Genomic DNA, 19,489 nt, shown 5'->3' with positions numbered 1-19,489 from the left:
GTACCGGTCAGGCTCGCGATGTATTCCGTGTGACCCGGAAAGCTGAAGCCAGCCAGATGAATCGCCTCCTTCGAGATCGGCGCCGTCACCATGGCGTCCGCTTCACCACCGAGGCAGAGACGTACGGCACGTTCGACAGACAGCATCGCCAGACGGCCCGATGTCGCCGTGACCTTTCCAAACTCGACGGTCGGTTTCTCATCCGGAACCACATCGAGAACAGTGATCCTTCCGCTGGTGTCGGGATGGATGGACAGACTGAAGTCGCGGAGGCCCAGGCTGTCCATGTGTTGCCGAACAACCGCTGCGGAGCCGACTACAAAGGCATCGATGTAGCGGCCCAGTCGAGCATCTGAGAGCGAGCGAATGATGACCTCCGGCCCGATGCCGTTCGAATCGCCCATCGTCACGGCGATCCGTGGTCGATCTGCCTGTTCAGCGCTGATTTCTTTTCTCTTCAGCACGCCTTAACTACTTCTGGGCCAGGGCCACAAACTCACGAAGGTATTCGACGATCAACCGGACGCCGAAACCGGTACCTCCAACGGAATGATACCCTCGAGCCGACTTCAGGAACGAAGGTCCCGCGATATCAACGTGGATCCAGGGATAGTCTGTAAAGCGTTCCAGAAATTTGCCGGCCGTGATCGAACCTGCCTCTCTGCCGCCAACATTTTTCATGTCGGCCACGTCGCTCTTGAGCTGCTCGGCATAGTGGTCGAACATGGGAAGCGGGTGTACTGGGTCCCCGCTGCGCTCGCCTGCGCGAACCATGGCGTCGGTTCTTGCCGGGGCGCCGTCATCCTGGTTCGTCATTACGGCCGCTACGCCACTGCCCAGCGCCACGACGGCCGCACCTGTTAACGTGGCCAGATCAACGACGAGTTTCGGGTTATAAGTCTTGGCGTACGACAGAGCGTCCGCGAGAATCATCCGCCCCTCAGCGTCGGTGTTAAGGACCTCGACCGTCAATCCCGAATGCATCTTGATAACGTCACCGGGAACGTACGCGTTCTCGCCCGGGCGGTTGTCCGTTGCGGGGATCATCGCGATAACGTACACGGGTAGATCAAGTCTCGCAACGGCCTCCATCGCTGCGATCACCGCGGCAGCCCCGGCCATATCCGACTTCATCAGGTCCATCGAATCCTTCGTCGGCTTCAGGGACAGGCCTCCCGTATCAAAGACGACGCCTTTTCCAACCAGCACGATCGGCTTGGCGTTGACTGCATTTTCCGGCTGCCACTCCATGATCGTGAATGTAGGTGGTTCCATCGAACCCAGGTTGACAGCCAGCAGCCCGCCCATTCCTTCCTCGGTGATCAGCGCCTTGTCCCAGACCGACACCTCGAATCCGTGCTTCTTGCCGAGCCTCTCGATCTCCTTTGACAGCAGGGTCGGCGTCTTGTCATTCGGCGACAGGTTCACCAGATCTCGTGCCGTAGAAACGGCCTCCGCAACGATCCGCCCGCGCTCGGCTCCACGACGCGCTGGCTTGTCATTCGATTCCGCGTGAACCACGAGTCGCTGTACCTCGTGACCATCATCGGCGTCGGTCTTGTACTTTCTGAAACGATACGAGCCCAGTACAAAACCTTCTACCAGCGCCTGACTTGCCGCTTCGGTAGCCAGTTCCGTTTCCGGAAGTCCCACCGCCACCGTGTCAACCTTGAACCGCGAAGCAGTGGCTGCGCCCGCCGCCGATAGTTTGCGAAGCGATTCCAGAGAAACGGCGTCTGCAGAACCAAGTCCGAAAAACGTTACACGCCTGGACTGAAAACCGCTCAGGTAGACCGTGACCAATTCATCCTCAGCACCCTTGAAATCTTCGACCGCCAACAGGCCGGTCTCGTCGTCACCGACGACAGCCTCTACCACTCGGTCCCGATCATCCTCGGTAACGGGTAGCAGTATCAGATCCACGTCGAGTTCGTGGAGATCTATGGTTGTGACAGAAACCTTCATCTATCGAGTATCCCTTGCTTTCTCTTCCATCAGAGTTGACAGGTAGGAGCGGTCCTCCGGGGTCAGATCATCCAGATCTGCGCCCTTTGAATCCCACCCCGCGAATCGTTCGGTCAACGATATGACCTTCTTTATGGCATGGTCCACATCCATGCGCACAAAGGCACCGGATGCCATGCGGTGACCGCCACCACCAAGCGACCGCGCCCAGTCGTGTACATGGACTGTTCCCTTGGACCGGAAGCTGACCTTGGTACCGGCTTCAGTCTCGAAGAACAGTAGCGCGACTTCCACGCCGTCGATTGATAGGACGTAGTTGACGAGACCTTCCGTGTCGTCGCGATCCGCCCCGGCCTCCTGCAGCATATGTTTCGAGATGACTATGTAGCCGAGGCGGCCGCCATAGCGCAGCGTTGCCGTTGCCAGCGACGCGCTCAACAACCGAAGCGAACCCAGCGTCCGCGTATCGTACAGTCTCTGGTGAATGTCTTCCACCCTCAGGCCACCGGAATCAATCAGCGTTGCCGTCACGCGATGTACCGACGACGACATGTTGCTGAAGCGAAACGATCCGGTGTCCGTCATGATTGCGACGTACAGATTCGTCGCGACCTCGGCATCCAGAAGCTCGACCTCTCTCTCCTCGATTATCTCAAATACAAGCTGCCCGGTGGATGACGCGGTCTCGCTCACGTACTTGTGGTCGAACCACGACTCCGCGTACGGGTGGTGGTCGATCAGCAATTTGATCGCCGGGGCGTTGCGAACAAGCTCGCCAAGCGTCCCGAGACGATCCTCCGTGTTGGTATCCACAACGGCAATCACGTCGGCCGCCATGATTTCCTCCCGTTGTGCGATACCGCCGTCGAAAATGACCAGATCGTCGGCTCCGGGAAGCCATTCGAGATTCCGCGCCGGCGAATCGGCGTTGATCATCAACACCTGCTTGCCAAGCTTCGTCAGCAGTCGACCCAGCGCCAATTGCGATCCGATCGCATCCCCGTCCGGGCGCGTGTGCGTCGTGATCACGAATCGGTCGAACCGATCAATCAGTGCGTTGGTGGAATCAACCATTCGGAAGGAATTCTGGTGGAAGACTTGCTAACGCCATTCCGGGTGCTAAGGTCCACTAACGACCTCCTCTTGATGCTGTGCACGGCCCGGCCGTCACCCGCCTCTCTATGCCGGGCGGGGCACCCGGCATCACCCGCACAAGTAATCACGACCTCCGCTCATGAAGATCGCTTGGCACCCTTCAGGCCCTTGATAGAGCCGGCCGACAGCAGGTTGACGTCATATGAGCGAACACGGGCTTTCGTGTCCTTATGACGTGCGAGTGCCTGCTCGATCAGAAGCGTCACCAGATCCGGAAAGGTTGTTCCTTCTGGTTCCCAGAGATAGAACGCAAAGGAACCGGGTATCGTGTTCACCTCGTTGAAGTAGACGCTGTCCGAGGCTTCGTCAATCAGAAAGTCGATTCGAACAACGCCGGAGCATTCGTGCAGCCTGAAAATCTTCTCGGCGAGCGCTCTGATCTCGGTCTCCATCTCGGCTGGAAGTGGCGCGGGTATGATCCGGTCCAGGGAAGCCATTCCCGCCGGGCCGGACTTGCTGCCGCCCGCTGCGGCCTTGCCTCGTCCCGCACGTCGCTGGTACTTGTCGGCGAATGTCAGGAGCTCCTCGGGACTGGAGCGAACAGGTTGCTCCAGCGCACTTAGCCGAACGAAATCCGCAGATCCCAGCACCGAGCAGTTTATCTCCTTGAGCTGCTCCACGGCACGTTCGACGATCACTTTGGAATCGTACCTGAACGCGTCCTCGATTGCGGAGTCAAGGGATGCACGGTCGCGTGCCATGGCGATCCCGATCGACGAACCAAGACGTGCGGGCTTGACCATCGCAGGAACCCCGATGTCCCGCACGATTCGATCAAGCCAGGCTTCCTCGTTTTCGGCCCACCCGTCCTCGCGCAAACCGATGAACTCGACGACAGGAATCCCCGCAGCACGACTCAGGACTTTCGACAACACTTTGTCCATCCCCAGTGACGATCCAAGTACGCCGCTGCCCGCGTACGGCACTCCGAACATCTCGCACAGACCTTGCACTCCGCCATCTTCACCCGACCCGCCGTGAAAAGCAGGAAGGACAACATCGATCATGTCGGCCGAACCGGGCTTCGTGAACCATCCCGCTTTCCTGACCGGCACGAGTGCCAACCGGCCTCCACCAGCAGGATCAAGATGCACTCGTGTCGCACGCGCGCGCAGATCGTCCAGGTCCGAATAAGCATCGAGTTCGAGAACAACGGAGCCTGTAAACCACGCGCCGTCTTTTCCTACGTACACTCCGACCGGTTCGAATCGCCGCCGATCCATCGCCGCGATGGCCTGGTGGGCTGAGATGACAGACACCTCGTGTTCGGGCGACACCCCACCAAAAAGAACGCCAACACGTATTCGGTCCAAAACTCGTAGATCTCCTTATTCAGACTTCAGATTCCACAAAACGGCCACGGTTGTACACGGCCCACGCCTTGCCTACCAGCTCTGTACCCACAAACGGCGTGTTGTGACTCTTGGATTTGATGTGTCTTTCCTCAAACCGCCATCTCGTCGAATCATCGAAGACTGTTAGATTCGCCGCCTCTCCCACAGAGACCGACGGTACGGGTAGACGCAGGATCTGGCGCGGTGCGACGACAATCTTCTGAAGCGCCGCTTCGAGCGACATGACGCCACTGGCGACCAGCTCTCTCACGGTAAGCCCCCAGGCGGTCTCGAGACCTATGATCCCGAACGGAGCGGCGACAAACTCCACCTCCTTTTCAAACGACGCATGAGGAGCATGATCGGTGCAGATGGCGTCGATTGTCCCGTCGCGCAACCCCTCCTTCATGGCCGCAACATCTTCGGCCGTACGCAGCGGCGGATGCATCTTGGTATTCGTCGAATACTCGGTCGCTTCGACACTCGAATCGGTGAGGGAGAAATGATGCGTGCATACCTCCGCTGTAACATTCAGCCCGTCGCGCTTGGCGCGGCGAACAAGTTCAACGGCCTTCGCAGTCGAGATGTGCGCGACGTGCACCGAGCCGCCCGTGAATCCGGCGATCAGTATGTCGCGCGCAATCATGACCTCCTCCGCCAGTCCGGGTATCCCGGTAACTCCCAGACGCGTCGCAACCTCTCCTTCGTTCATGTGGCCGTCGCGGTTGAGCGTTAGATCCTCCATATGGTTTATGACGGGCCTGTCGAGCATAGAACTGTACTCTAATGCGAGCCGCATCAGACCCGAGTCCTGAACTGGAGAGCCATCATCGCTGAAGGCGACGGCGCCTCCATCTACAAGGTCGGCCATTTCGGACAGCTGCTTACCCGCGCGGTCCTTGGAAACGCAGGCTATCGGGTGCACATCCACGACCAGGTTCTCCGCACGCTCTATGATGAACTCGACGACGTCGCGCGTGTGGATCGGAGGCTCCGTATTTGGCATACAGGCCACGGCCGTAAAGCCGCCGAAGGCCGCCGCAGCGCATCCCGTCGCGATCGTCTCCTTGTACTCAAAACCCGGTTCGCGAAGATGGACATGCATGTCCATCCAGCCAGGTGAAATCAGTTTGTCTGTGCAATCGTATGTGGGACTTCCATTCGGATCCAGATCCCGACCAATCGTCGTGATTTTTCCACCGCGGATCTCTACATCGGCGTCCTTGCGTTCGCCAGACACTGGATCAATAACTGAGCCCCCTCTGAGCAAGAGGTCCGGAGCCTCGGTCATCGCTTCATCCTCCTACATAAATCGTTCGCAACACGCGCCACTGACAGGCAAATCTAATGAGACACTGTCGTCGCCCGTGGCCGACATCCGATTGTTCTCTATGAATTCCGTGGGCAAGACCCGGCCGAGTACGGCCGCGCAAATCCGTTTCAAGCAGGCTGTGACCATTCGCCAGGTGTGAAGCCATGTCGCTGGGCCGATTCGTGTGATAGACTCCTGGCAGGCTGCGATCGCCCCCTGCAGCAGCAGCCCGGGCTCGCACGTCGACCAGCAGTTTTTCTGTAACTGCGGACAAGCGTGTATTTTAGAGACACGAACGACAAAGGCGATTGATCGAACGAAAGATACTTGTCGCATATTGTTCGTCTCTGACTCCATCTCACCGAGCGACCTGACACGAATCTTACGCATCCACACCCTCAAATTCGAAGATACTTTGGACGACGCTGGCAATCTCGAGCCGAATTCGTTGCCACAGGACCTGTTTCCAAATCGTGTTGAGGTTGACCTCAGCCGCATCCGGAACAACCTCGATGTGATGCGCCGTCACGCCGGCGGCGGACCGGTGATGGCTGTGGTGAAGGCCAATGCATACGGACACGGGGCGATCCGCGTTGCCCGGGCGCTTGAATCGCACGGTGTGGAATTCCTTGCCGTGGCCCAGGTGCAGGAGGCCGTAGAGCTTCGTCTTGCCGGCCTGGAGAGACCCATTCTCGTGATGGGCGTTCCACGCAAGCAGGACCTGCCCGTGCTGGCAGACATGCGGCTGGACATCCTCATCCATTCTCCGGAATGGGCTCGTACGGTCGCCGACTTCGCCGGGCGCACGCGCGAATTATCGGTCCACCTCAAGGTCGACACCGGGATGCACCGGCTGGGCATGAGGCCCGAAGACGTCGCCGAGACCATCTCGACGCTCGAGTCTGCCCCCGGAATACGACTTGCCGGACTGTGGACGCATTTTGCGTCGGCCGACGATCCGGAAAGTTCATTCACTGCGAAGCAGTATGACGTCCTCCGTGGCATCATTCAGACGTTCGGAGACAGGTTCGATTACGTCCACGTGCGCGCGAGCAATGCCGTTCATTACCATCGGGACGTCGGGTCGTCAGGTGAAAGCAACCTCATTCGGATCGGGATCAGCCTGTATGGATACCTTCACGATGCGCGTGCGGCAAGCGACATTGGCCTTAAGCCGGCGATGCGGATGGTTTCGCGCGTGGCTCAGACAAGAGTGATTGAAGCCGGAGAGGGTGTATCCTACAACCTTAAGTGGACGGCGAAAAGACGAACGCAGATTGCCACGATATCGTGCGGATATGCCGACGGCTATTTCAGAGCACTCTCGAACAAGGCAGAGATCGGCATTCATGGCAAGCGATTTCCGGTGGTTGGAACCGTGTGCATGGACCTGACCATGGTCAACCTCGGCGAGCCAGGATCGATCGTGGTGCAGGAAGGCGATGCCGCCATCATGTTCGGCGACGGTGGACCCAGTGCGTATGAGGTGGCCCAATGGGCCGACACGATCGTGTACGAGGTGTGCACCAACGTCTCCCGCAGGGTTCGCCGCGTGCATAAGGACTAGCGCCGGCGCACTCGGAATCCGCCGCAGGATCCACCGTCTTTGATCTCGTGCATCTATCTCACAATTTGTATGAAGATGCCGTTCGGACACGTTATATTTGATATTCAACTCGCCGAATCGCAATTCGGCGCCACGTCACCACTATCATTTCCGAGTCTCAAGAATGGCCGTTACATCCGAACCTTCCGATATCAACATTCTCGTCGTAGATGACGAAGAGGATGTTGCCGAAGTCGTTGGTCATTTCCTTTCTCAGGAAGGCTTCACTGTCCACAAGGCGTTCGATGGCGAGGAAGCGCTTCAGAAGGCCACGCCGGACATCGACCTCATTGTTCTCGATATCATGCTCCCCGGCCTTGATGGCTATGAAGTATGTCGTCGGCTGCGTTCCCGAGTCGAAACGGAGACGATTCCGATCATTTTCCTGAGCGCCAAAGTCGAAGAAGAGGATCAGATCAAGGGTCTCATGCTCGGTGGCGACGCGTACCTCACGAAGCCGGTATCTCCGTCGGTGATCCTTGCAAACGTGAAGGCTATCCTGCGGCGCAGCGGAGTTGAAGAGAGCCGGACGCTGCAAGTCGACGGCCTTACGATCTATGAGGACGAATACCGGGCGAGCCTTGCTGACAAGGACCTCGGACTCACATTGACGGAGTTTGAGCTTCTTCGGTATCTCGTTCGGCATCCACGCAAGGCGTTCACCCGCCAGCAGCTCCTGGAGACCATCTGGAAGGATGCCATGATGGTGACCGAGCGAACCGTCGATGCACATATCAAAAACCTTCGCGAAAAGCTCGGGCCATTTGCCGAGCACATTCAGACCGTTCGTGGAGTCGGGTACCGTTTCGTTCGAGAGGCCAGCGCCGAGTCGTAGGTCGCGGTAAAAGCCTGATTCCGGTACCCTAAGTTCTCCATGCGGCTACCCTGGCGCTCGTCGATTCGCGGTCGAGCGTGGTTGCTACTCCCCAGGGCATCCACGCAACTTCTGATGATGCTCACGTTCGTCGTGTTCGTGGGCGTCGCGGCCGCCGCGATCTGGCTGTACCTGGCGTTCGTTCTTCAGGGCGACATCGACAGCGTCCTGGACCGCACCATTCGAGAGCAAGCCGAGCGGGTCGCCGTCCTGTTGGATGACACACCCGCAGCTGAACTCACCATCGTGGCCCGTGATTTTGCCCAGATCGGAGAGATGCATATCACGGTAGTTCGTGGAAGCGAACTTGTCGTCGAGGAAATGCGGCTCTCGCCGTCAAACAGCACCATAGCTGCGCAGGTCGGTTTGCCGACCGAACTCCAACCGGGGCAGCGCGAAATCGAGCAACTCAAGTCTGACGCTGGGTCCCTCGTTCACTACATGAGCGTGCGCCGCGCTGAGTCGGATCTAACCGTTCGCGTCGGGCAGGGCGAGCCGCGCCTGCTGGCGCTTGTCAACCGGATCAAGGCGGCGCTCGTCGTCGGAATGGTGCTGGCGCTGGTGCTCGCCGTACTCGGTAGTTGGCTGGCGGCCCAGCGCGTCACGATCCCTCTTACAGAGATCCGCAACAGCGCCCGCCGAATCGCCGAAGGCGATCTCGATCGACAGATTCAGGTGCATTCACGCGCATCTGAATTCATCGATCTCGAGGACAGTCTGAACCGGATGTCCGACAGCTTTCGGGAGAAAATCGTCAACCTGCAACGCATGGCAGCCGTGCAGAATGAGTTTATCGGTAATGTGTCGCACGAGGTGCGGAATCCGATCTTCGCCGTTGGGGGCTACGTTGAGGCCCTCTCGTCCCCCGGTCTAACCGATGAACACCGTTCCCTGTATGGCGAAAAGGCGTTGTCGAACCTGCAGCGACTTTCAAATCTGTTCAACGACCTGATCGAGATCGCGCGCCTTGAATATCGGGAGGACCTGATTTCGCCGGACATTTTCGACATGTCGGAACTGGTACTCGAGGTGGGCGAATCCCTCCGCGCCAAACTCAAAGACAAAGGGTTGAGCCTGGAGGTCGATAACCCGACCCTTCTCGTGCATGCGGACAGAAATCGGATGCGACAGGTGGTAATCAACCTTGTCGAGAACGCCATCGCGTATTCGGACGAGGGTTCGATTCGATGCCGCGTTGCACGGAGAAAGGACAAGGTGCGAGTGGAAGTGATCGACACAGGTCGCGGAATAGACGAGGAGCACCTGGAGCGCGTATTTGAGCGATTCTACCGTGTCGATCCCGACCGATCGAGGAGAAGCGGCGGCACCGGCCTCGGCCTGAGTATTGTCAAACAGATCCTCCAGGCGCACGGACAGCAGATTCACGTCGAGAGTACGCAGGGCCGCGGATCGCGCTTCTGGTTCGAATTGCCCTACTCTGCCGCTGCCGACTACGTCGAACCCTAGACGCCAAACATTTTGCCGTGTTGAGTCGTTAAAGCGGTTTGGACTGCGCGTTCGATAGCCGATACTCACCTGATCGGGAACCTGGTTCGCCCCACGGTTCCGATTCTTACGAGCTCCATCGAGCCGCAGTGGAGCAAGTGTCCAATTCTGGTGTCTATGTCTGATTCTCACAACCAATCGACCCGGCCAGACTACGAACGACAGGACGTTGTCAGCACGAACGGCGGCGGCAACGGCAACGGAGAGACGTCGGATCCGGGGTACGAGAGCGACATCCCGGTAAACATGCTGTCGGCCCGCGATTTTGAGGCCGACCAACTCGTGAGCGTCTATCGCACGATGTTGACGTCCCGGCGTCTGGATCAGAAGATGCTTACACTCCTCAAACAGGGCAAGGGCTTCTTTCACATCGGTAGTTCAGGTCACGAGGCTGCCCAGGCTGCTGTCGCACTGTACGCCCGACCGGGATACGACTGGTTCAGCACATACTACAGAGATCTGTGCACCGCGTTATCCCTTGGCATGACATCGAGAGAAACGCTGCTCGCGCATCTCGCAAAGGCGGACGATCCAAACTCCGGCGGTCGACAGATGGCCGAGCACTTCGGGTCGAGAGAAAAGCATGTCATGACCACGTCGTCGTCGGTCGGAGCACAATTCCTGCCGGCGCTGGGTTTTGGCATGTCAATCCTGCGAAGTCAAACTGACGCGTTCGTCTACTGCTCGTGCGGAGATGGAGCGACATCCCAGGGTGACTTTCACGAAGCCCTTAACTGGGCTGCGCGACTAAAAGCGCCGGTGCTCTTCTTCGTTCAGGACAACAAGTACGCAATCTCTGTCCCGTCACACGACCAGACGGCCGGCGGCACCGCATACAAGTTGGCCCGAGGGTACGAGGGGATGGCGCGGGCACGCGTCGATGGCACGGATTTCTTCAAGACAGCCAGCGTCGCACAGGCCGCGATTCAACATATTCGGACTGGGAACGGCCCTTTCTGCCTCGTCGCCGACGTAGTCCGCCTTCTGCCACATTCGTCGTCCGACGATCAAACGAAGTACCGCAGCGAGGAGGAGCTCGAACGGGATTGGGGTGTCGATCCGATAGCCCGTATGGAAATGCATCTCACGGAGGCGGGCATACTTACGGAAGAGAAGATTCTGGACCTGCGCAAGGAGGTCTCCGTTCAGATCGACGCGGATACCAGATGGGCCGAAGCACAACCAGACCCTGCGCCTGAGACGGCAACGCAGCACGTGTTTTTCGAGGGGACTCTGGATCTCGACTTCGAGACCACCGACGAGAATTGGGCGGGCGAGCCGACGGTCATGGTGGATGCCATCAACCACGCGCTCGTTGAAGAGATGGAGCGCGACGAGAAAGTCATCGTGTATGGCGAAGATGTGGCCGGCAACAAGGGAGGCGTGTTCACCGCCACCCGGAATCTGACACAGCGATTCGGCGACGATCGGTGCTTTAACTCACCGCTTGCGGAAGCTTCCATCGTCGGGACGGCCGTAGGACTGGCAGCGTCGGGCCACACACCCGTCATCGAGATTCAGTTTGCCGACTACATCTGGCCGGCCATGCAACAGCTGCGCAATCAGGTCGGTCCGTTTCGTTACCGCTCCAACGGAGACTGGGAGTGCCCGATGGTGATCCGCGTTCCGTGCGGAGGGTACATCCACGGCGGTCTGTGCCACTCGCAGAACATCGAGGCGTTCTTTGGACACACACCAGGCTTCAAGGTAGCAATGCCGTCGAACGCAGCCGACGCAAAGGGCTTGCTGAAGGCAGCGATTCGCGGGCGTGATCCCGTGCTGTTCCTCGAGCACAAGGCGCTGTATCGCGCAGCCGCCGCTCGGACTGCAGAACCGCATCCGGAGTACCTCCTCCCGTTCGGAAAGGCCGCGATCGTCAGGGAAGGGACGGATCTGACCGTGGTTTCATATGGCATGATGCTACACAAGTCTGTCAACGCCGCGAAGCTTCTCGAGAAGGAAGGGTATTCGGTTGAGGTCATCGACATCCGAACGATGGTTCCACTGGACTCGGACGCCATTCTCGCGTCGGTCCGAAAGACCAGCCGCGCACTGGTTGTGTACGAGGACCACGAATTCGCAGGGTTTGGTGCCGAGATCGTCTCGCAAATCGCCGACAAAGCATTCGATGTGCTCGACGCACCAGTGAAGAGACTCGCGGGCGCGTTTAGCTGGATACCGTTCGCGGATCCGCTTGAGCGAGCCGTCCTCCCTCAGGATGACGACGTTCTGAACGCTATGCGGGATCTTCTGACGTACTAGGAGCTGTCGCCCGCCGGTACGTATCAGGCCAGGCGCCTATACAGCGTCCAGGGCCTGATCCAGGTCTCCCAGCAGGTCCTCTACATCCTCCACCCCGACGGACGCACGAATCAGGGAGTCGCTCAGCCCTACCGCGCGACGCTCCTCGGCGGGCACAGACGCGTGCGTCATGGATGCCGGGTGTTCAATCAGGCTTTCAACACCGCCCAGGCTCTCCGCCAGTGAGAATACGCGCGTTGCGGACAGGAGCCTGCGCACCGCAGCGATGCTGTCGTCCTTCAGGGTAAAAGAGAGCATGCCGCCGAAGTCGCTCATCTGGCGCTTTGCGATAGCATGACCAGGATGATCCGGCAAGCCCGGGTACAGAACATCGGCCACGCGAGGATGATCGACCAGGTAGGTCGCAATGCGATGAGCGTTTGAGCAGTGTCGCTCCATGCGAAGATGGAGGGTCTTCGTGCCGCGAAGAGTCAGAAAGCAATCCATGGGACCCGGCACCGCTCCACACGACTTGATGTGGAATCTTAGCCTCTCCTCCCAGTCGTCACGGTTCGTGCAGACGACGCCCCCGATGACATCAGAGTGGCCACCCAGATACTTGGTAGTCGAGTGCAACACCAGGTCGGCGCCCAGGTCGATAGGTCGTTGGAGATAGGGAGACGCAAACGTGTTATCGACAGCCGTGTCAATGCCTCGATCTTTCGCCAGACTGCAGATCGCCTCCAAGTCGACAATTCGCATTAGCGGATTCGTTGGCGTCTCGATCCACAGCATGCGAACGTCCGGCTTGAGAGCTGCCTCGACATTCTCAAGAGACGTCATGTCAACGAAGTCGAAGTGCAGCCCGAACGGTGCGAATACTTCTCTGAAGAGCCGAAACGTACCACCGTACATGTCGTTGCTGCCGACCACGCGATCGCCCGGTCGAAGGCACTTGACAATGGCGTCCATACCGGCGACTCCCGACGCAAAACAGATTCCGTGGCGGGCGTTTTCGAGCGCCGCGAGATTCCCTTCGAGGGCCGTTCGCGTGGGATTGCTCACCCGCGCATATTCGTACCCCAGATGCTCGGCGGGCGCAGACTGAACGTAGGTCGAACTCTGGAAGATCGGCGTCATGATCGCGCCGGTTGCCGGATCCGGCCGCTGGCCGGCGTGAATCGCAAGAGTACCGAACCCAAATTTCGCGTCGCTTTTGTTCATGTCAGTGTCGTTCCGGGCGTTTATTTGAATGGTTGACGGGTGCGCCTTCCCCGTCCAGGACCGCTAAACTGAAGAGCCCGGATTCCAACCTGAAATCCGGGCTCATCGCGTGATAAGTAAAACGAATTACATATCCTCGTAGCCTGCGCAGGACTGAACCGACTTCGCCATGTCCTCCTGATCCGTCTGCACATAGGCGGAGAAAAGTGCCATGCAGATGGCCGTCAGATCCTCGCCCTTCGCTTCTGTCAACTCCTTGGCTCGCTCGAGCGGTCCGATGGCCTCCGCGAAACTGACGCGGCGCGTCTCGGCAAGTTCTTCCATGCGAGCTTCTTTTGCGCTGATGTCCGCAGCCGACATGTTGTCGCGATTGCTTCTCAGCTCGTCGTCGATGCTATTGATTTCCTCCGAATACTCGACGGCCTGGTTGACGTAGGCGGCACCGAGGTTGTAGAACGCGTTTCCGTATTCGGGATCGAGTTCCACGGCTCGTGTCAGATTCTCAATGGCCTTGCCGAAGTCTTCCGCTTGAAGCAGCAACGATCCGTAGTTGTATCGATACAGCTTGTTGTCGGGGTCGCTCGCGATCTGCTCCTCGTACTTCGCCATCGCCCGATCGATCTGGCCGCTTGCCTGGAAGGCGTTCAGCAGCTGCGCCTGAATGTCGGTGTTGTCGGGAAACATCGCGGAAGCCTTTTCCAGGAGCGCTACCGCGTCGTTCGAACGATCGGACTGGTTGTAGAGGTCGGCAAGAAACACATAGGTCTGTGCGTCCTTGTCACCCATCTGAACTGCCTTCTCGAACGGAGCAACCGCCTCCGTCAGGTTGCCCGAGTTGATCAGCGAATAGGCCATATTGACATACGGACCAGATGAGTCCGGGTAGATCTTCGTCGCATTGCGGAAGAAGCCGGCTGCATCAACGTAGGCGTCCTTGTTGTCGCGCCCGCGATTGAAGGCCTTGCCACCCAGATCGAACTCCTTGTAGTACGCGAGGGCCATTTCTCTCGAAACGTCCAGTCCAAGCTCGGTTGCACGCCCGTACGCCGTGATCATCTGATCAACCATACTCGAATGCTCCGCGATATCGGTCACTATCGCAGCCTTCTCCTGCAACACGTCTCCCTTCAGCTTGTGGGCTTCCGCATTGTCCGGGTTGCTTGCAATCGCCGTTTCCAGATTCTCAAGCGCTCGATCGTAGTCCTTGTTTCTCAGGTCCAGCTTCGCACCCTCTACGTTTGGATCGCTGGAACAGCCGTCGGCGCCTGCCAGCATCACAAAGCCAACAAGCAGCGCGAGCACGAATGGCATCCTCTTCATGTTTTCCGCCTCGTTTCTATGTCTCTATGTCGTTCAAACTCAGAATTGCTAGACAGGTGCAGCAAGACTATGCTTCAGTCGCCTTGCATGCCCGGAAAAGCCACAGTCAATTGAAAGTAAGACCACCATTCACTTGTTTCAAATATTTCGCCAAGAGTTCGAGACCCGCCTCAAGTAGCCCGAAACGAGCACGTGGAACGGCTCTCGGCATCCTATCTTGCGCCCGTAATGTCCAGGAAATCCAGATATATGCAAGTCGAACCCACCTCCGAACCGGTCAGGGCCCTGCTCGACCGGTTGATCGACTACGCCGGTCTTTTTCCGCCGGCAAGCCTGGATTTCGACACGTCTGTCCGCTACTTCGGACAATACCTCACCGGGATCGACCGGTGGATGCTGCGGTCGTTCGTGTGTCCGGTAAGCCGGCTTCCCGATCTGACGAAGTACGCATATCTTTTTGAATCGTGCGGAGGCGTTCGCATTTCTGTTCTTGGCCCGCCTGCCACGACCGAAGCCGCATGGCGCTCTGACTGCACCGGCACGCTACAGACGGCAGACGCGTTCAACCGGAGTATGGCTGGACTAGCCACAGCCGACACCTTTGAGCTGAAACTCCCGGCGGCTGTTGCTGAAACAAAAGCCTCCCTCGAGCGCAACCTGGAGCACCTCGTCGACGGCGCACTTGATAGAAATACGGCCGAGTATTTTGTTGAGCTCGTCCCGGCCGCCAGAGACCCGCGCACGTCGGCGCAGGTCGTATCTGATCTCCGTCAACGACACGGTGACCTGCACCTTGGCCTGAAGATCAGAACCGGTGGCGTAACCCCGGACGCTGTGCCCGCCGCGCGGGACGTGGCACGGTTCGTCTGCGAGTGTCGTGATCATCATGTGCCGTTCAAGGCCACGGCAGGACTGCATCATCCGCTCTACCACTTCAGCGCAGACGTCGGCACCGACATGCACGGTTTTCTGAATGTGTTCGTTGGAGCAATTGTCGCGTCCCGGCACAACCTCAGCCCGGATCGACTGACCGAACTGCTCGTAACATCAAGCCCACCGGAAATAGATTCGGCAGGCGACGGACTGCTCTTCAAAGGGCATAATGTCTCGATTGAGGATATCAAGCAGACACGGGATAAACTGGCCGTTTCATTTGGCAGCTGCAGCTTCGATGACCCCAGGAATGACCTGCTTGGTCTCGGACTCGTACGACTCACACCTTAACATCAACCACCCATGCCCGACAAGCCGCTTGCCGAAAGATCATCGTTCGTAGAGGTGGAGAAAGACTCGCACTTCCCCATTCAGAATCTTCCGTATGGCGTTTTCCGACGGTTGGGAGATTCGGAACGTCACATCGGTGTCGCGATCGGCGACTACGTGTTTGACTGCAGCCTTGCAGAACAGTCGGACCTCCTGGCAGGTGACCTCGTCAAGGCGACGTCTCCCTTTCAAACACACTCACTTAACCGATTCATGTCACTGGGAAAGAACCGATGGGCAGAGATCCGGGCTCAGTTGATGGATCTGCTGGACAGCGCAAATCCCACACTGCGCGACGACGCGACGTTGCAGGAAAAAGTGCTGGTCCCTCAGGACGAAGTGACGATGGAGTTGCCCGTCGAGATCGGGGACTACACGGACTTCTATTCGTCTCGAGAACACGCCACCAATGTCGGAACCATGTTTCGCGGGAAGGAGAATGCTCTTCAACCGAACTGGCTGCACCTGCCCGTCGGTTACCACGGTAGGGCAAGCAGCGTGGTCGTCAGTGGTACGGATATCGTGCGTCCGCGAGGGCAACTCAAGCCCGACGACGGCCCTCCGACGTACGGTCCATCGCGGTTGCTCGACTACGAGCTGGAGATGGGTTTCTTCGTTGGTACCGGGAATCCGCTCGGAACGCAGATCCCTGTAGCACGCGCATCAGATCACATCTTCGGCATGGTGATCATCAACGACTGGAGCGCCCGCGATATCCAGAAGTGGGAGTACGTACCGCTGGGACCGTTTCTCGGAAAGAGTTTTGGCACAACGATTTCGCCCTGGGTTGTCACGCTTGAGGCGCTGGAGCCCTTTCGTCGGGAAGGGCCTGTGCAAGACCCGGTGCCACTGCCCTACCTGCAATCGCCAGGCCGGTACGCCTACGACGTCGACCTCGAGGTGACCCTGCAGGCGGCTGACGGACAATCGATGGTCGTTACACGCTCCAACTCCCGCTATCTGTACTGGGACATCGTTCAGCAGCTCGCCCATCATACCGTGAACGGCTGCAACACACGACCGGGGGATCTCATGGGGTCGGGCACCATAAGCGGACCGACGGAAGAGAGTTTTGGAAGTCTGCTGGAACGCACCTGGAGAGGAAGCAAGCCGCTCACCCTCTCGGACGGCCAGACGCGAACGTTCATTCAGGATGGCGACTCCGTTATCATGACGGGTTGGGCCCGGGGAGAGGGCTACCGCATCGGCTTCGGCAAGGCCGAAGGCAAGGTTCTCCCGGCTGCAACGGACGAGTAGACTCTACGTCATACTGACGTGTCGGGTACGTCCCGACCGACAAGATCGTCACACGCCGTGTCAAATATGCGGAGCGGACCGCCACTTCTGCACGCGTCCCCGCCCGGGCGCGGACGATCTGGCACAGAAAGCGGATTGGCACATCGATTGATCATCCTCCACTAGAGATTCGGCCGAAAAGAGCGCGAAACTCCGGCTACAAACTGAACCCAATTATGGAGGATAAAGACATGACAAGCCTTATTCGTTTCTCCCCCACCACTGAGGTCCGTTCGCTGCAGCGCGAAATCGACAGGATGTTCGACAGCTTCCTACCGAAAGCGAACGGCGATTCCGAGCAAGCCGTGTGGACGCCACGTGTGGACCTCGCGGAATCCGAGAACGCGTACCTGGTTCATCTCGATGTGCCGGGCATGAAGAAGGAAGATCTCGAGGTGAATTTCCAGGACGGCTCGGTTACTGTCAGCGGTACCCGCAACGAGCAGACGGTCGGCGAAGACGCCAACTTCGTCCGGGTCGAGCGACGGTTCGGTCGGTTCTATCGATCGTTTGATCTGCCGAAGACCGTCGACTCCTCGAAGATCGAAGCGACGTATGAAGACGGCGTCCTCTCGATCAGGATTCCGAAGGCAGAAGAAAGCAAGCCGAAGTCAGTTACGATCAAGTGACGGAAATCGCGATCTCGAACGGAGCCCGGCGGAGACCAATCTGCCGGGCTCTTTTTGTGTGGGCGCGTCAGACTTCCGCCCTGCGGTCGATCGGTAGGATGAAACGGAATGTCGTACCCGATCCGGTCTCGCTGAACACCGTGAGCTTCCCGCCGTGCGCTTCTGCGATGGCGCGACTGATCGCGAGCCCAAGACCCGTACCCTCTCCCGTTCGCGTTCTCGCCGTGTTTCCCTGATAGTATCGATCGAAGAGATGCTCTATCGCGTCGCTGGCTATTCCGGATCCGTCGTCGGTGACCGACACCTCCACGGCATGATCCTGAAATCGGGCCGTCATCGAGACGAGCCCGCCTGCCGCGGCATGTTTTCTCGCATTATCGAGCAGGTTCTGTAACAACCTCAATAACCTCGTCCCGTCCGCGTCTACCACCGGCAACCCTGGCTGAATCTCGACCTCGAAGTGCGTGTCGTCAATCGCGAACAGGCCGCGCTGCCCGTCTGCGGCTTGCTGAACGAGCTCGCCCATCGGGACCGGCTCGAGTCGTAACGGTGGCACGTCACTATCCAGGAGCGACAGCTCGAACAGATCTTCAACGAGACGCGTGACATATCCGACCTGCCGGTCGGCTGAGTCCAGAGATGTGCGACTAGCGTCGACATCGCCCGACTGCAGGTGACGACGCGCCTCTTCAATATGACCCAGGATGCCACCCAGTGGCGTCCGCAAGTCATGACCGATGTTGGCCACGAGATCTCGTCGAAGGCGATCGGTAGCGACGAGTGAGTTGAAGCTCTCTTCGACCTTTTCAGCCATCATGTTGATCGACTGCGACAGCCGGCCGAACTCGTCGTCACGCGCGCTATCGAGACGTTCTGCATAATTCCCCAGCCCGATCCGCTCGACACTCGACGTCATGAGTCGGATGGGGCGGATGATCGCCCACGTCAGAACTCCCCCTATCATGATGGCGACCAGTCCGGCCAATAGCGCTACCGCAAGCGCGGCGCGCCGGAGTGCACTGACGGTCTCTTCGAGTTCGCGGTCTACCGAACGGTCGAGAGGAATGACGACCACTCCACCGACCCGAAACCCGGCTGCATCGAACAGCGGAGCCACCCCGTAGGAATTGCCATTCGACGGACTGATCTGTATCACCACATCGCCGGACTCGAGCTTCGTCGCGAGATCCGCAGGAAGCGGTGCGTCGCCAGAAGTCTCGCCGCCGCCGAACACCCGCGGGTCGGGTCGAATCGTGCGGATGACGTTTCCTTCCTGGTCCACCAGTACGATGGGATCGGGAAACCGCGTGGCGAGATCGTTCGCGAGCGGAAGAGGCAGAGAGGTGGGGCCGGAAGTCAGGTCAGGTACGCGTCGTTCGATTTCCTCTGCAAGACCGTCGACTCGCAGGCGGAGGCTGTTCTCTACCAGGTCAAGACTCTCTTCGTAGGCAAAATAGGCACTCAGCCCTACAGCCAGAACACCTATAAGTACTTGCACGCCAACAAGAAACGCAGCCACCTTCCAGAAGACGGTTTTGCGCCACCATCGTGTGCCGGATTCGTTCTGGTGCGAAGCTGCCACCGCTACTCTTCTTCCTGAAACTTATATCCCACGCCCCAGACGGTCCGAATGAATATGGGGTTTCCCGGGTCCGGCTCTATCTTGGATCGCAGCCGCTGAACGTGCGAGTCGACGGTGCGATCGTAGCCCTCGTACTGAATGTCCCATACTCGATCCAGCAGTTGCATTCGTGTGAACGGGCG

At 58.6% G+C, this 19,489-nt stretch carries 15 protein-coding genes and 1 pseudogene; 7 read left to right on the top strand and 9 right to left on the bottom strand.

Features of this window, described 5'->3' with window-relative positions:
* From HKN37_09555 to HKN37_09535, 5 genes and pseudogenes are all read right to left on the bottom strand, one after another.
* The coding region (locus HKN37_09555; protein ID NNE46890.1) for a 4-hydroxythreonine-4-phosphate dehydrogenase PdxA at positions 1 to 464 on the bottom strand (464 nt) is incomplete at its 3' end.
* A gap of 7 nt (positions 465 to 471) precedes the next feature.
* Positions 472 to 1,965 (bottom strand): leucyl aminopeptidase, encoded by a 1,494-nt coding sequence (locus tag HKN37_09550; GenBank protein ID NNE46889.1) that lies wholly within the window; start codon positions 1,963 to 1,965, stop codon positions 472 to 474.
* Positions 1,966 to 3,039 carry a bifunctional oligoribonuclease/PAP phosphatase NrnA gene (locus HKN37_09545; protein NNE46888.1) on the bottom strand — a complete coding sequence of 358 codons (1,074 nt, stop codon included), beginning with the start codon at positions 3,037 to 3,039 and terminating at the stop codon, positions 1,966 to 1,968. It abuts the gene before it with no gap.
* 158 nt (positions 3,040 to 3,197) lie between these two features.
* Positions 3,198 to 4,427, bottom strand: a pseudogene (locus tag HKN37_09540) (D-alanine--D-alanine ligase).
* A 25-nt stretch (positions 4,428 to 4,452) separates the two neighbouring features.
* Positions 4,453 to 5,745 (bottom strand): dihydroorotase, encoded by a 1,293-nt coding sequence (locus tag HKN37_09535; GenBank protein ID NNE46887.1) that lies wholly within the window; start codon positions 5,743 to 5,745, stop codon positions 4,453 to 4,455.
* 436 nt (positions 5,746 to 6,181) lie between these two features.
* Between HKN37_09535 and alr the strand changes: the two genes are divergently transcribed.
* The 4 genes from alr to HKN37_09515 all read left to right on the top strand — a co-directional run bounded on the left by alr (position 6,182) and on the right by HKN37_09515 (position 12,014).
* Positions 6,182 to 7,333, top strand: coding sequence for an alanine racemase (alr, locus tag HKN37_09530; GenBank protein NNE46886.1), 1,152 nt, complete (start codon positions 6,182 to 6,184; stop codon positions 7,331 to 7,333).
* Positions 7,334 to 7,496: 163 nt separating this feature from the next.
* A complete protein-coding gene (locus tag HKN37_09525; protein ID NNE46885.1) occupies positions 7,497 to 8,207 on the top strand; it encodes a response regulator transcription factor in 711 nt (236 codons plus the stop codon).
* A 114-nt stretch (positions 8,208 to 8,321) separates the two neighbouring features.
* A complete protein-coding gene (locus tag HKN37_09520; GenBank protein NNE46884.1) occupies positions 8,322 to 9,713 on the top strand; it encodes a HAMP domain-containing protein in 1,392 nt (463 codons plus the stop codon).
* Between the two features lie 285 nt (positions 9,714 to 9,998).
* Positions 9,999 to 12,014, top strand: a complete 2,016-nt coding sequence (locus tag HKN37_09515) for a tungsten formylmethanofuran dehydrogenase (protein NNE46883.1) — start codon at positions 9,999 to 10,001, stop codon at positions 12,012 to 12,014.
* 36 nt (positions 12,015 to 12,050) lie between these two features.
* Here HKN37_09515 and HKN37_09510 read toward each other — a convergent pair whose 3' ends face one another.
* Together HKN37_09510 and HKN37_09505 are read right to left on the bottom strand one after the other, a co-directional pair.
* Entirely contained in the window at positions 12,051 to 13,217 is a 1,167-nt protein-coding gene (locus HKN37_09510; protein ID NNE46882.1) for a cystathionine gamma-synthase, read from the bottom strand.
* 126 nt (positions 13,218 to 13,343) lie between these two features.
* Positions 13,344 to 14,537, bottom strand: coding sequence for a tetratricopeptide repeat protein (locus HKN37_09505; GenBank protein ID NNE46881.1), 1,194 nt, complete (start codon positions 14,535 to 14,537; stop codon positions 13,344 to 13,346).
* 249 nt (positions 14,538 to 14,786) lie between these two features.
* On the opposite strand from HKN37_09505, the gene HKN37_09500 reads away from it, so the two are divergent.
* The 3 genes from HKN37_09500 to HKN37_09490 all read left to right on the top strand — a co-directional run bounded on the left by HKN37_09500 (position 14,787) and on the right by HKN37_09490 (position 17,725).
* Positions 14,787 to 15,761, top strand: a complete 975-nt coding sequence (locus tag HKN37_09500) for a hypothetical protein (GenBank protein ID NNE46880.1) — start codon at positions 14,787 to 14,789, stop codon at positions 15,759 to 15,761.
* Positions 15,762 to 15,773: 12 nt separating this feature from the next.
* Positions 15,774 to 17,057 (top strand): fumarylacetoacetase, encoded by a 1,284-nt coding sequence (fahA, locus tag HKN37_09495; protein NNE46879.1) that lies wholly within the window; start codon positions 15,774 to 15,776, stop codon positions 17,055 to 17,057.
* A 230-nt stretch (positions 17,058 to 17,287) separates the two neighbouring features.
* A complete protein-coding gene (locus HKN37_09490; GenBank protein NNE46878.1) occupies positions 17,288 to 17,725 on the top strand; it encodes an Hsp20/alpha crystallin family protein in 438 nt (145 codons plus the stop codon).
* 67 nt (positions 17,726 to 17,792) lie between these two features.
* On the opposite strand, the gene HKN37_09485 is transcribed toward HKN37_09490, so the two are convergent.
* Positions 17,793 to 19,307: a HAMP domain-containing histidine kinase gene (locus HKN37_09485; GenBank protein NNE46877.1), complete on the bottom strand. Its 1,515-nt coding sequence runs from the start codon at positions 19,305 to 19,307 to the stop codon at positions 17,793 to 17,795.
* Between the two features lie 2 nt (positions 19,308 to 19,309).
* Positions 19,310 to 19,489: winged helix-turn-helix domain-containing protein (locus HKN37_09480; GenBank protein ID NNE46876.1), on the bottom strand; the 180-nt coding region annotated here is incomplete at its 5' end.

It is taken from the genome of Rhodothermales bacterium (assembly GCA_013002345.1).
In the GTDB taxonomy this organism is placed as follows: Bacteria; Bacteroidota; Rhodothermia; order Rhodothermales; family JABDKH01; genus JABDKH01.
This window is presented reverse-complemented; position numbering and strand designations above follow the sequence as displayed.